The 13,935-nt window shown below is 37.7% G+C and carries 9 protein-coding genes; 4 read left to right on the top strand and 5 right to left on the bottom strand.

Annotated elements, in window-relative coordinates:
• Positions 1 to 15: 15 nt before the first annotated feature.
• Positions 16 to 1,149 carry a FecR domain-containing protein gene (locus AACZ88_RS22845; protein WP_339715776.1) on the bottom strand — a complete coding sequence of 378 codons (1,134 nt, stop codon included), beginning with the start codon at positions 1,147 to 1,149 and terminating at the stop codon, positions 16 to 18.
• A gap of 158 nt (positions 1,150 to 1,307) precedes the next feature.
• On the opposite strand from AACZ88_RS22845, the gene AACZ88_RS22840 reads away from it, so the two are divergent.
• Positions 1,308 to 1,889, top strand: coding sequence for an RNA polymerase sigma-70 factor (locus AACZ88_RS22840; protein WP_339715773.1), 582 nt, complete (start codon positions 1,308 to 1,310; stop codon positions 1,887 to 1,889).
• Between the two features lie 692 nt (positions 1,890 to 2,581).
• Here the strand turns inward: AACZ88_RS22840 and AACZ88_RS22835 are convergent.
• From AACZ88_RS22835 to ppk1, 4 genes are all read right to left on the bottom strand, one after another.
• The gene (locus AACZ88_RS22835) at positions 2,582 to 4,075 is read right to left on the bottom strand and encodes a Y4yA family PLP-dependent enzyme (RefSeq protein ID WP_339715770.1); all 1,494 of its coding nucleotides are present in this window, start codon (positions 4,073 to 4,075) and stop codon (positions 2,582 to 2,584) included.
• The gene (locus AACZ88_RS22830; RefSeq protein WP_339715768.1) at positions 4,068 to 5,897 is read right to left on the bottom strand and encodes an FAD/NAD(P)-binding protein; all 1,830 of its coding nucleotides are present in this window, start codon (positions 5,895 to 5,897) and stop codon (positions 4,068 to 4,070) included. The genes AACZ88_RS22835 and AACZ88_RS22830 overlap by 8 nt, the downstream gene beginning before the upstream one ends.
• On the bottom strand, positions 5,894 to 6,907 hold the full coding sequence (sbnA, locus tag AACZ88_RS22825; RefSeq protein WP_339715766.1) for a 2,3-diaminopropionate biosynthesis protein SbnA: 1,014 nt from the start codon (positions 6,905 to 6,907) through the stop codon (positions 5,894 to 5,896). The genes AACZ88_RS22830 and sbnA overlap by 4 nt, the downstream gene beginning before the upstream one ends.
• A 261-nt stretch (positions 6,908 to 7,168) precedes the next feature.
• Positions 7,169 to 9,244, bottom strand: a complete 2,076-nt coding sequence (ppk1, locus tag AACZ88_RS22820; protein ID WP_339715763.1) for a polyphosphate kinase 1 — start codon at positions 9,242 to 9,244, stop codon at positions 7,169 to 7,171.
• A 583-nt stretch (positions 9,245 to 9,827) separates the two neighbouring features.
• Here ppk1 and AACZ88_RS22815 point away from each other — a divergent pair.
• From AACZ88_RS22815 to AACZ88_RS22805, 3 genes are all read left to right on the top strand, one after another.
• The gene (locus AACZ88_RS22815; RefSeq protein ID WP_339715760.1) at positions 9,828 to 10,655 is read left to right on the top strand and encodes an N-formylglutamate amidohydrolase; all 828 of its coding nucleotides are present in this window, start codon (positions 9,828 to 9,830) and stop codon (positions 10,653 to 10,655) included.
• Positions 10,652 to 12,475, top strand: a complete 1,824-nt coding sequence (locus tag AACZ88_RS22810) for a tyrosine/phenylalanine carboxypeptidase domain-containing protein (protein ID WP_339715757.1) — start codon at positions 10,652 to 10,654, stop codon at positions 12,473 to 12,475. Before AACZ88_RS22815 ends, AACZ88_RS22810 begins: the two co-directional genes overlap by 4 nt.
• 104 nt (positions 12,476 to 12,579) lie before the next feature.
• Positions 12,580 to 13,620 (top strand): glutathione synthetase, encoded by a 1,041-nt coding sequence (locus tag AACZ88_RS22805; RefSeq protein WP_339715755.1) that lies wholly within the window; start codon positions 12,580 to 12,582, stop codon positions 13,618 to 13,620.
• The last annotated feature ends 315 nt before the right edge of the window (positions 13,621 to 13,935 follow it).

Below are 13,935 nucleotides of genomic sequence, written 5' to 3'. Positions count from 1 at the left end.
TTCAATCCTTTTTATCTATTCGATAATTACTTTATTGTTTTCAATACTGTATTTAATTTTATGGACATCATTAAAAAAGCTTAGTACTTTTTCAATTTCAACATCATTAAAACTGGCGTTAAATATCTCTGAACCCAATTCCTTATTTCGGTTTTCAATCTCAACGCTATAATGTCGTTCCAACTTTGCAAGAATGTTGTCAAAGCTTACATTTCTAAAGACCAAATGTCCCTGTCGCCAAGAAGTATAAAGTGCTGTTTTGACATTAGCTACGCTTATATTGTTAGAGGTATGTTCAAATAATCCCTTTTGACCTGGAACTAGACTGGTTGATTCATTTACCGGGTCATTATCTTGTTTCAGGTTCACTGCCCCCTCCACTAAAACAACTTCAATATCAACATCCTCAGTGTAGGCGGACACATTAAACTCTGTGCCCAGTACATTGACCTCCAGTTCGCCAACTTTCACAACAAAGGGGTTTGATTTATTTTTTTTTACATCAAAATAGGCCTCCCCAGTGAGGAATACTTGTCGCGTTCCCTCTTTTATAAAATTCATAGGGTATCGTAAAGAACTACCCGCGTTTAAATGAACCGAGGTGCCATCAGAAAGTACGAGTTCAAACCTTTTGCCGTTTGGAACGGTCAAAGTATTAAATACCAATTTATCAACACCCGCCACTGGAGTGTAACTTAACTGGTTTTGCTTTTGGGCTCCGATAAGGTTCCCGTTAACATCTTTTACCGCTTTAGTTTGGGAAACATCAATGGTTTGAACAGCGCCATTCTCAAGCTCCAAAGTGATTGATTTATCTTTAGATACAATAACTGTAGCATCTTGATGCGAAGAAAAATCTTTTTGAATCAAATAACCTATACCAAAAAACAATATAACGACCGCCGCATATTTTGTCCAATTGGGTATTAAGTTTTTAATTGGTCTTTCCCTCCTTTCTATTTGCCCAATAACTTTTGAATATGCAGCATCGACATCATTTTTTAACAATGCTAGGTTCAAATCATGATAGTCTTTTAAGTAAGACTCCAATGTTGACCGATTTTGAGGGTCTTCTACCCAATCCCGCAAGACAATGAGTTCATCATCAGAAATGGTCCCCATAAGTAGTTTCGAAATATATTTTTTCATTTATTGCTATTCTTTAAGGGATATTTTTATTTTTGAGAACATCCTCAATACACATTTCACAACCTATACTGTTAATTAATAAGAAACCCTTAAAAATAATTGAGATATTTTTTTGAATTATCATAACAACTAAAAAAAAGCACATAACTACGTAATAAATGAATGATAATGATATGGTCAAGGCATTAAAAAAAGGAGATAAAATTGCCTTTAAATACCTATTCAACACATACTACAACCGTTTAGTAGCTTATATAATAACATATAGTCACGATAAAGCACAATCGGAGGATATTGTTCAGCAGACGTTTATAAAACTTTGGGAAAACCGACAAAAACTAGATGACAGCAAATCACCTAAAGGTTATCTATATGCCATTGCCCATAATATTTATATTGATGCCATCAAGACATCAAAAAAGCATGAAAAAATAATGAACTTGGTTTGGGAAAGTGCATTACGAGATAGGATTGAGGAAGATTTCGAAACCCAAGAGATTCGTATTCAAAAAATGAAAAGGGTAGTGGAAAATCTTCCGCCAAAGTGTAAAAAAATCATTCACATGAATAAGGTACAAGGTATTAAATACCAAGAAATTGCAGACCAAATGGGAATCTCAATTAAAACGGTCGAATCACAAATGCGCATTGCATTCATAAAAATAAGAGAAGCCTTTAAAGAGGATAATGTGATTTTATTTTTTTTGTTCAGAGAGTTACGAAACAGCTGTAAAAAATAGTGAGCCCTTTTTTAAGAATTCTTAGGCCTAGAAGATTACACAATCAAAATATTGACAACCAATATATTAAATTCTGTAACACCCTGTTTTTGGCCCACTACCACTCCATTCCATTGCTCTCAACTCAGTAATGCGCTTTACAGCCAACGGTTTTGTAGCCAACCCTCATTTTTGACTTTCCACTTTACTATCCTAAATCAATAATTTATAACACTATAGGCAAGCACCCAATCAATTTTTTAAATTAAGTCGGTGATTTGAGTACAAATTCTACAGTTCGATCTTGGTTCCCCGATGAATCTATAATCTAGTACCTCTGTTCCCCTTGGCTACCAAAAATTTTATCAATTTTGTTATTCGAATATTAGTAACCAAAATATTGAGACACTTAAAGCCGAATTGAAAACGGTTATCGATCTTCAATTGACTGGAGAAAGTAATACTTGCTTGTCAATCTTTTAGAAGACCTAATGTTCAATATTGAAAACAACAAAATCATCTATAAAAACATTACTGGAAAAACGATGGCAATTGGCAGAAATAAAAATCCAAGCATCTTTTTGCGAACTAACTTGCTGTCTTGATTTTCCGGTGACGCTCAATCTTCTTAAATTTATACCAATCGGCATGATTGGGAATAACACTTTAAAGACTTACCACCACCCCATGCGGTTTCCAATTTTCTACAATAATTAGCTTTCTATTTTATCTATGGCTCCGCTATCCAAAACGAGATTTGAATCGTTGTGAATATTCTCCATTTCAAAATGCTCTACCTCTTGGTCTATATAAAGGTTTTCTGAAAGATTGAACAGATGAGCCTCCGTTTCATAAAAATGCATCATATAACCCGCGGTATTAACGAAAACTATATAGTCTCCCCGAGATGGTAGTCTTGGAAAAGTCAATTTTCTTTTGAGCAATACATCTTGTTCCAAGCAGTAAGCCCCTGTGAAATAGAGTTCCTCCATTTCCGATTCTTCGGATTCAGAACGAAAAATCACAAAGGGATCTAATAAAAAATCTGAACTGGAGCTCTTTAACTGGCTCATATTCATCTCAAGCCCTACCAACCAATTACCTTTTGCATCACGTTTTCTATGCGCTACTTCGCCAAGGGTCAAACCTACTTGACTAAGTAAAGAACGCCCTGGTTCTATGCGAAGTTGAATATTAGCCCTATTTATCAATTCTGCCACAGAGCTGCCTTTTATATTTTTATAGCTCAAAACTTGGCTCAAAAACTCAGCGCCGTTAACTTCATTGTAGTAGGGATAGGTTTTTAAACTGCCTTGAAGTTGCGCCTTTTGATTTAATGAAAACCCCAACCCATTATTATTAAAAGTTATAGGTTCGTTTATTCCAAGCACGGCCTCTTTTAGATTGTTTTGAAAACTTATCCACTCGTTTTTTGATTCTAGATAGTTCATCAAAATTCCTCCGCCGATATCCAAGAATTCAATGTTTTGACCAATCTGACGAAACTCTCCTACGATATCTAAACTTTGAATCGCCGCCTCACCGCGCTCTTCAATGGAATACCCATCCAAATGAAAATGAAACCCACACAGTCTTAAATTCTTGAAAGTGGTTTTATCGGAAAACCAGACTTTTAAATTGTATAAATCCCGTTCTGTATCAAAACCGAACCGACTGTACAATTTTCGTTTTCCAACCTGAAAACCACTTAATCGAAGACCAATAATTCCAGTGCGCTTTAAATCTCCAGCTACTTTGTTTGCCAACTGTAATTCGTCAAGATTATCGATAATAATGGGAATTTGATTTTCTATTGCCAGTTTCATCAACGCCTCATTTTTGATGGCGGCCGTTAATACTACATTTTCTTTTGTACCCCCTAATAAAATTGCCTGCTCCATCTCACGATAGCTGGCCGTATCTACCCCTATTCCATATTCAATGGCCGATTTGACAAGAATTCGGCTTTTATTCGCCTTTCGAGCAAAGTATATTTGACCATCCACCCCATAGTTTTGAAATACTTCTTGATACCTAGAAATGTTCTTATGAAATGAGGGAATATGATGCAGATTAATCGGCGAGCCGTACTTCTCGACCAATTTTTCCACCAATTCTGAATGCTCCATAAATCTGTGCATCCAAGGACTAGTGATGGGTGTTAATTGATTTTTTCCTGTCGATTTAAAATAAGCAGCGTTATCCATTTTGAATTTTGAGTTTTCCTGATTTAAGTATTGCGGCCTTACAATTTTCCATAACGTTCAAGGCCCATTGCGAGGCAAAATTGTTTCTCGTTCGCGAGAGTGTGTCGTTATCATACGTAATTCCTTCTGTCGGCGTACCATAAAGGGAAATATTGAAAATAGACCGTCCATCGTGGCCAATGGCCCTTCCTTGCCTATCGATTTCAGGACAACCGACTTCATAACTTGAATCATCGTAAATTGTGAATGGCCGTAATAATCCCCTTTCCCGCATATTTGTAAACAATAATGACCAGTCATCAATAGCGTTTAGGCTGGGAATCCTAGCATCTATCAGCACATTCAATCTTTGAAAATTCAACTGTTCTGTACAGATACCCCACCCTTCATCTAGCTTTTTAATTTGGGGATTCTGGGCAAAATCCATATTAATCACCCCTGCTTCAATAAGTGCCGTCATCTTTTTCATGTTTTCTAAGGGGGGACCATAAGAGATTCTATTTAAAACGGAGCGATACTGGGTGTCGAACAAGGCATGGGAATCTGCGGTCATTCCCCCAAAATTATAGATTGAATTAAAAATCGGGCTCAGTCTGCCCCAAGTCATCGCGGCCGCCATAAATGCACTTGACTCATCGTCTGCTTTGGCCTCTTTTAAAAGATAACGCCAATAAGCCAAATCGCCAAGCTCGGAAGAAGTCCCGCTCATGGGCCTAGCCCTGAGCAAATCTTGAAAATTAAACCTATAAGCCCAAGGGTATAGCTCGTGAAATATATCTATCTGCTCTTGTAAACTTCTTAAATTCTTATCGGGATAAAAGTTCAAATTATGCTTCTGGAATTTGATCCTATAATAACGATACTTCATTTCGGCGATGATCAATGGAAGTACGTGCCCTTTAAAACTGATTTTTTGATTTAAACCTGCTTGTGACATGATATTCTCATGGGTAAAATAAATCGGCGTATAGGGTTTTAATCCTTCATTTGCACTTCGGGGAATCATAGGAAGACCACTTCTTGAGTAGGGAAATATTTTTTGGGGTTCTTGACCTGAGGGTATATAAATTAAATTTCCATCTTTCAACGTCTCAAACCGTCCGCCCCTACCTTCCGTTAGCGCCAAAACGGTATCTATAAAAGTTAATCCTAACCCCTTAATTCCAACGTTCGATTGCTTTCCAATCGCCGCCAACTTTTTTTCAACTGGATAAACGAAAGGAATTAATTCGCTATCGATTTCATCAGAACTGCTACTCTTCTCATCGCTTGCCAACCTTCCCTTGAAGCTCGAATGCCCCGTAGTCAATAGAACTTCTTGAACTTTCAAACTCGTCAAACGTTTGGTATTAACAGCGATATATTTTAAAATTAGTCCGTTTTCACACGTTTCGATATCCATAACCTCAGCCTTATGCTTGAAAAGCTGAATCGACTCTTTTTTATATTTTTCCAATAAATTAAAGCAATCAATAAAGTACTCACCCACCGTTCTTCGTGATGCGAATCCATTTGCAGAACTATTAATGGAAATATCTCCGTGTTTTTTCAACCACCCTACAAAATCCAAGCAATCGGGAACCAAGGGTTGTGGATTTTCCTTTGACCAGACGGAAATATTTCGATTGGGATAATTCATTAACAAATACGTTGGTTGGTCGGGACGGTATGTTTCTCCCGCTCCGAAAAATCCGGTTTTTTCGAAAAGATGAATTTCTAATTTAAAATCATCATCAACCTGTTGTAAGCTTGCCAACAAACGTTCGAAAGCATACAACCCTTTGGGACCTAAGCCGATAATGGCTACCTTATACCGATTCATGTTGCCAACATTTTCGATCCAACTTCCTTTACTGCGCAGTTTAACCCATCGAATATTTGCTCTAATTCGATATTATCGTTTACCCATTCATCATTATAAACCGTATCTAAATAGCGTTCTCCCCTATCGGGAAGCAAGAGAACTGAAGTCGAATTTTCAGGCAAATGTTTTTCATAGTTCATATAAGCTGATATAATTCCGCCAGATGAACCTCCACAGAGTATAGCTTCTTCAGTCAGCAACCTTCTACATCCTTTTATACATTCATAATCAGATACATGAACCACATCATATACTTTAGATGTGTCTAGAAATTCTGAAGGCACGCCCGCTCCATGACCCGGAATTTTACGTTTACCCGCCTTATCCCCGAACAGCACACTGCCCACTGCATCTACAGCAATCAGTTTAGTTCTACAATTCTTTTTTTCAATATAATCGGCACATCCCATGAGGGTGCCACAGGTACTTGTGGCAATAAACAGATAATCTAAATCATGATTCAGAACGCCCATAATTTCGCTCATCGTCGTATGATGTGCCTTGGGATTGTTTGGATTTCCATATTGGTTAGACCATATGCTATTGGGTACAGTTGTCAATAACTCTTTCACCTTTTCTAACCTAGCCGCCAAAAATCCTCCTTTTGCACGAGGTTCTTTGACCATGACAATTTTAGCGCCATAAGCGGTCAACAACTTATGTGTTTGAGGATTCAAATTAGGGTCGACGACAACCATTAATTTTAGACCATAAAATAGGCAAGCTTGCGCCAAGCCAACAGCCATGTTGCCAGAACTTGACTCGATTATAGTACCGCCTCTTTTGATTATGTCATTCTTTAGAAGTTCTGAAATAATAAAATACGAAGTTCTATCTTTCATACTTCCAGCGGGATTAGAGCCCTCTAGTTTAGCAAGTACCCGTCTTTGACCATGGAATAACCTGTCAAGCCCAACTAAGGGTGTATTACCAATGGTATCCAATATATTTGTTGCAATACTTCTCATTTTTCTTGTTTTTAGCGACCATCTCAGTAAAAACCTAGCATTCTAGGCGATGTAATGGCCCGCTACGATATTAAAAAAAGAGTGCGTTAGACCTTAACTGCATACAGTCAAAGTTTAATGCAAAGCAAAATGTTTCTTGTAATTTTATATGTGGAAGGGATAATTTCCGAGACAATAAGGCTAAGGCAATAACGATAGATTCAGGCAATAATATTTGCCGAGATTTCTGTCTATGTTAAAAAAAGGAATGTGTACGCTTTGCTATTCCCTTAAGTTTTCTGTACTCGGCGAGAAACGTTTTAAGTAATCATAGATTTCGTATTGCGACCGCATCTTTTTTTCCTCAAAGTTCGAGAGAACATAATTATTGGTAGCCTCCTTTCCAACGATGCGTGCTTTCACGTTATCTTCAAATTGAATAGTCAAAAGCTCTTTTAATTCATGAAATATATCTTTATCCAAAATAGGTGTGATAACCTCAATACGTTTGTCAAGATTTCGCGTCATCCAATCGGCACTTCCCATAAAGATTTCTTCTTCCCCACTATTATGAAAAAGAAATACCCTGGCATGTTCTAAAAATCGATCTACGATGCTAAAGACCTCGATATTCTCACTCTGACCCTCAACCCCAGGAACAAGACAGCAAAAACCTCGAACCAATAGTCTAATTTTAACTCCTGCATTGCTTGCCCTATACAACCAATTGATCATCTGTTTATCTTCTAGGCTATTCATTTTTGCCATAATGCTAGCGGGCCTATTTCTTTGGGCATTGAAAATTTCCCTTTGAATCAACTTTTCGAAACTTTTTCTCGTATTAAATGGGGATATTAACAGACGCTTCAGTTTCGGTTTTAACATTTCTCTTTTTAGCACCCTAAATACCTTGGCCAAATCTTCTGTTATTTTTTTATCCGCCGTGAAAAGTCCGTGATCACAATATATTTTTGCTGTTTTCGAATTAAAGTTTCCCGTGCCGATATAGGCATAGCCTCTAGGAGTTTCACCTTCCAATCGTTCTATATGTAAAATCTTGGAATGTACCTTTACGTTCGGAAAACTATAAAAAACCTGAGCACCTTTATCTTCGAATCTCCGACCCCATGTGATATTGTTCGCTTCGTCAAATCTTGCTTTGGCTTCGACAAATATCGTCACCTTCTTTCCATTTTCAAGCGCTTCAAGCAATGCAGAAGTCAATCGTGATTTCTTGGCAATACGATACAAAGAAATATGAATGGACGCAACTTTAACATCTCTGGCAGCCTCGAATAACCAATCTTCGATATACCGGAAACTTTGATATGGAAAATGGAGCAATTGGTCTTTTTGGGCAATCAGATCAAAAATGCTATCGGTCTTTTCAAATTCGACATGCTTCAAAGGAGGGAAAGGTTCGAAATGCAATGACGCATCGTCTATAAGGCCCGCGAGGGAAAAAAAATCACTGAAATTATGACGATCGCCACCTTCGAACATATCGATTTTGCCCAAATCTAAAAGCGCTCTCAACCTGTTTCGCAATTCCTTTGGCATTCCCTGTTCGTAAAGTAGTCTTGTAGGTTGACCTATTTTTCGCTGCGAGAGCGACTGATGAATCAGTTCTACCCAATCACCTTCGTAATCATCGTCGAGATATAATTCTGCATCCTTCGAGATTTTGATATTAAAAAGGGATGAAATCTCCAGTTCCGGAAATATGCGCTGCGCGTTGAGTTTGAGAACATCCTCTAAATAGGTAAAAACATGGGTACCCTCTTCTGAGGGTATCTCAACGAACCTACCGATTTCAGTCGCTGGAACGTGAACGAACATCATTTTATCGGTAGTTTTATCAAAAGCCACAATATAAAGAGCTCCTTCTATAAATGAATCAGAAGTTAATTTTTTACTGTCTAAAATCGTTAGGTGAGTAGCGATCTGTTTTTCAAAAAGCAGGTTTAAATCTGTTTTTTGTTTGGTGGAAAATTCTTGAAGGGTCGGCAGAAAAATGTTGTTTTCATTTAATTCGAAAAGTATTTCATCCCTAAAAATCTGTCCGAACCGCTGCTGTTGTTGGTCGATTTGGACCATCAATGACTTTAAAATTTTATTCGGTTTCAACCCCAAAGGCTTTCGAATATTTTTCTTAACCTTTTTTATTAGCCGGAGTTTTGAAATCCTTACCTTAAAAAATTCATCTAAGTTCGATGAAAAAATAGCCAAAAATTTTAATCGTTCGATTATGGGGTTCCGTTTATCCGCTGCTTCCTGTAAAACCCTTTCGTTAAAACTGAGCCAATCTATTTCTCTATCCCTGTATGTAAAATTCTCTTCTTTAGTATAACCTTCCATGAGGCCAAAAATACCAATACTTATTTATTCAATATGAGGTTTTATTAACTCTATAAATAGTCAAATCCAACCCATATTTTTCAAAAGTATTCAACACTATCACCGCAAAAAACTGGTTTTCAATTGTTTAAAATAGAATTTAATAACATATGCTGCACAGTGGTTTGATTTAAACGGTAATATTATCCATCCTTCAGAAAATTTTATATAAAAGAATAGAATGCCGCATGTAAAATTTTATTGCGTCAATATCCATTGGAATCGGTGCATCTTTTGAAAAGATGATAATGTAATTTCAACAAATAATTAATAAATATCAAATTATGGGTAAGCATCACATATGCGATTAAATAATGAATAAACAGACTAAAAAATGACCTTTGGGAAGCTGCTAATATTACCCAAAAGCATCAATCTTATTAAAACCACAAAAGATGTATTCCGTTTGAATATTCATTCAAGCCCATTGGTACCAGTGGAAATCCAATTCGAGAATTACGCAATAACGATTGAAATAGAACTGATTTCATTTTAAGGTACGCTTTCAAACCCATTTTTTGTATTTGATGTAATAAACACTAAAATGCAAAAACTAAGTGCTTCGGAAATCATCGAGAATATAAAAAAGGAAACAGCATTTGAAGCCGTTTCGGAAGATTACTCCTTTACCATTAAAATAGAAAAATTTGTTCCTTACATCTGTGGGGCGGTACATGACGGCCACCAATTCAGAAAATCGTTATGGGACAATTGTCTACACACCGAATACGAACGCTGGTACGAGGAGGACCCCAGTACAAAAGAAATGATACGAACACATCCGATAGTTATCGCCGGTTGCGATAGCAGGTTCGAATACGATTTGAACCGTGACCCCAGTAATGCAATTTATGAAGATGCCTGGGGCAAAAAACTTTGGAAAGCTCCTTTATCTGAACAAGAACGTGAACAAAGTTTGAAGAAACATCGTACATTTTACAAAGTGGTACACACTTTATTACAGCAAATCGAGAAAATTCATGGAAAAGCGATTGTTTTCGATATGCACAGCTATAATTGGAAACGATGGGACAGAAAAGTCCCCACATGGAATTTAGGCACCAGCAATATCGATAATACGCGTTTTGGAACCTTGATTGAGTCATGGAGAAAAAAACTGGGAAAAATGCATTTGCCCAACGGTATAGCATCCACTTCCAAAATCAATAACACCTTTCAGGGGAACGGATACTTTTTGAAATACATTACTAAAAACTTCAGGAACACTTTGGTATTGGCCACGGAAATTGCAAAAATATATTGTGATGAAGAAAGTGGAACTATTTTTCCTGAAGTTGTGCGCTCGGTGGAGCAACAAATGAAAAGGCTTATACCTATACAAGTACGAGAATTTATGCAACCGAATTCATGATTGAAAAAAAACTTATCCGTAGTGTATGCAAAAAACTTTCCGAAGAAAAATCGGTCACACAAGCTTTGCCCAAAGACGGGATAATGTATATCGAAAAACTTTTGCCCTATGTTTGTGTGTATCGCCATAGCAAAGTAGACCCCTATTTTTCGGGGTTATTGAAAACCCAGGCCTCGTACCTAATTGTTAACGAAACAGTGGATATTTCACAGCTATTGGAAGAAATCTCAAAAACCATCGCCAATAAGTTGAATGCTTTTTTGATATTGGAGCTATGGCCTGTTCATACAAATCACCATTCAAAATTTGAAATATTCTGTCCGGAAAACAAGGCTCCGGCCACCGTTGCCGCACTAAAGGAAGGGTTCGAAACTATTCGTGAAATCTATTCGAAAACGTCGGTATCGGTAGTCAACAGATTCCATAGACATCCCGAACATTTGAAGCCGCTTTTGGAAATCGATGATTCGAAGCAATCTGGTGGATTATTGATTGGAATTGCAGTTCCCGCAATCTACCAAAACACAGAAGAAAATGAGGTTTATTCGCTTTTCTATAGAAAATTCTATACCCGATTTTCAGAAACTATAAAACGTGCGGCCTATGAGTTTATACGTGTGCAGACCTCCAATCCGTACGCCCACTATCTAATGTTGGGCAAGACCCATGTCGATGAAGTCACCTTAAAAACAGATAGGGAACTGGCTAAAATAAGTGGAGGTATGTCATTTCTATTGCGCGTTACCCCGGTAAACAGTACTTCAGAATGGAACAAATTCAAAAAAAACAATTTTACGAAAACACCATCCTTCAATTATAGATTGATTGCCCTCGACCCTGAAAAGAAAAAACGAAGATTATTTGACCTGCCCATAGATCAAATACACGACCCGACAATTTCATTTATACTCCGCGACAAACGATTGGAAATCGAAAAACAGCTAACGATGCTTGAAGAACGTGGCACCGATAATTTTAGGTACATCGGAGAAAGCTTATACGGGAAAATCGAGGAGAATGTCATAGAAGCCGCAGAGTCAATTTTAAGAAAATATCCTGAAGGGGCCGGTTACAACGAAATGAGACGGTTCAATTGCTATGAGTTCGCCGAACGAGCAGAAGATGAAATCAATTACTATCAAAAACAGTTTCCCGAAACAAAACTGTCATTAGAAATCCGTAAAGATGTCGCTGGCATTATGGTCTCAAAAGGTAAATTATTGATTAGCAACCAGTTCTCATTAGATGAGAATCGCTGTGATGCCTTAATCCAGCATGAAATTGCCACTCATATCTTAACCTATTGTAATGGTAAGCGACAACCATTGCAACAAATGTATGCAGGATTTTCAGGCTATGACCAATTGCAGGAAGGCTTAGCCGTATTGGCCGAATATCTCGTCGACGGCCTCACCATAAATCGCATGCGCACGCTCGCCGGGCGTGTAATTGCCACGAATTCTATGGTCAAGGGGGCTGAGTTCATCGAAACTTTCAATTTGCTGCGATCGGGTTATAATTTTCCCGAATATAGTTCCTATTACATTACAATGCGTGTTTATCGTGGAGGTGGCCTTGTAAAAGATGCCGTATATCTGGCCGGACTTTTGAATGTAATGCACTATCTCGAAGACGGTGGCAAGTTGGAAACGCTTTACACTGGAAAGTTCAATACCAACCATGTAGAATTGATTGAAGAATTGCTGCATCGCAAAATCCTTCAAGAACCTATCACTCCCCGATTTTTAGAGCGGCGTTCAGTACAGGAACGATTGCAAAAATTGAGAAACGGGCTAAGGGTCACTGAGCTCTTGGAATAGCCTTGTTTAGCAAAAGGGTTAAAGATTGATCGATACGGATTCATTATAATAAGTAACTTTCAACCAACCCTAAAGGAGTCCTAATAATATTTAACATACTGAGAATGAAAATAGCTTTTATCATCAACGATCACGAGACCGAAAAACCAAATTATACCACTCCAGCCTTAGGTTTCGCGGCATATAAAAGAGAACACGAGGTGTATTTTATTGGAATAGGCGAATTGGCCTATGCTTCAGACGGTCATTTCTCTGCGCGTTGTAAAACCATCAAAGAAGCAAACTTTAAAAGTCAAGAAACCTTTTTCAAGGCGGTACAAAAAGAAAAATTCACCAAAATAACCTCTGAGGAATTGGATGTGCTTTTTCTTCGAAATGATCCTTCCGATGAAATCAACGCTCGAGATTGGGCACAGAACGCAGCATTTATATTTGGGGGCATCGCCATGAATGATAATGTGTTGGTAGTCAATCATCCGAGTAGTTTGGCGGGAGCGGTCAATAAAATGTATTTTCAGCACTTTCCCGAAATTCTACGGCCTAAAACGATTATTTCGAGGGATAAAAAGGAAATAGGGGAATTTTTCAAGGAGCAAAAGCAAAAAATGATTTTAAAGCCCTTGCAAGGTTCGGGAGGTATGAATGTTTTTATGATGGATAAAAAGAACGAACACAATTTATCACAGACCATTGATGCCATTTGTAGAGATGGTTATGTAATCGCTCAAGAGTATCTTCCGGAAGCAAAAAACGGTGATACCCGGCTATTTTTAATGAACGGCGAACCTTTACAGAACAATGGTCAATATGCCATTATGCAACGTGTAAATAAGTCAGGCGACATTCGTAGTAACATCCATGCCGGCGGACGACCTGAAAAAGCGAAAATGACCGATCAAATTCTGGAACTGTCGGAAATTGTTCGTCCAAAGTTGGTTCAAGATGGCATGTTTCTCGTGGGCATCGATATTGTCGGTGACAAACTAATGGAAATCAATGTATTTAGTCCTGGTGGATTAAACGTTATGGGACAAATGTATGAAGTAGATTTTGCAACCGAGGTCATAGAATCAATTGAACGAAAAGTAAACTATAAAAATTTATACGGCAATTATTTGTTCAATAGTCGATTGGCAACCTTGTAAAAGGTACTCGAACATTGCAATCAGGAATTGTTCGCAATCATCGAAAATTACTTTATAGACTCCCTCATTTTCTTTCAAAAGAATTTACCAATTTAATCATCGCTTTTGAAATTTTTGCAGACAACTATGGTTAAACAAGCCTCCCATAATTATATGTACCCACATTACAGTCTATTTACCTGAAGGTTAAGCTTGAAGTTATTAAAGAAGAGGATTAAGAATGCAGCCTGTTCGAAAAATGACTGGGACGCAACTCAAGTATTGCAATTATCATGAAGCCAACGCCGATAAATGAGGCGCCCGCTGATTCAGGAA

It is taken from the genome of uncultured Kriegella sp. (genome assembly GCF_963975415.1).
Lineage (GTDB): Bacteria > Bacteroidota > Bacteroidia > Flavobacteriales > Flavobacteriaceae > Kriegella.
The sequence above is the reverse complement of the archived record's forward strand: the minus strand, read 5'-3'. Positions and strand labels throughout refer to the sequence as shown.

What these genes read in the sequence shown, in the direction of transcription:
- AACZ88_RS22845 (WP_339715776.1), bottom strand. Translation starts at nt 1,149, where the DNA reads ATGAAAAAATATATTTCGAAACTACTTATGGGGACCATTTCTGATGAT.
- AACZ88_RS22840 (WP_339715773.1), top strand. Translation starts at nt 1,308, where the DNA reads ATGAATGATAATGATATGGTCAAGGCATTAAAAAAAGGAGATAAAATT.
- AACZ88_RS22835 (WP_339715770.1), bottom strand. Translation starts at nt 4,075, where the DNA reads ATGGATAACGCTGCTTATTTTAAATCGACAGGAAAAAATCAATTAACA.
- AACZ88_RS22830 (WP_339715768.1), bottom strand. Translation starts at nt 5,897, where the DNA reads ATGAATCGGTATAAGGTAGCCATTATCGGCTTAGGTCCCAAAGGGTTG.
- sbnA (WP_339715766.1), bottom strand. Translation starts at nt 6,907, where the DNA reads ATGAGAAGTATTGCAACAAATATATTGGATACCATTGGTAATACACCC.
- ppk1 (WP_339715763.1), bottom strand. Translation starts at nt 9,244, where the DNA reads ATGGAAGGTTATACTAAAGAAGAGAATTTTACATACAGGGATAGAGAA.
- AACZ88_RS22815 (WP_339715760.1), top strand. Translation starts at nt 9,828, where the DNA reads ATGCAAAAACTAAGTGCTTCGGAAATCATCGAGAATATAAAAAAGGAA.
- AACZ88_RS22810 (WP_339715757.1), top strand. Translation starts at nt 10,652, where the DNA reads ATGATTGAAAAAAAACTTATCCGTAGTGTATGCAAAAAACTTTCCGAA.
- AACZ88_RS22805 (WP_339715755.1), top strand. Translation starts at nt 12,580, where the DNA reads ATGAAAATAGCTTTTATCATCAACGATCACGAGACCGAAAAACCAAAT.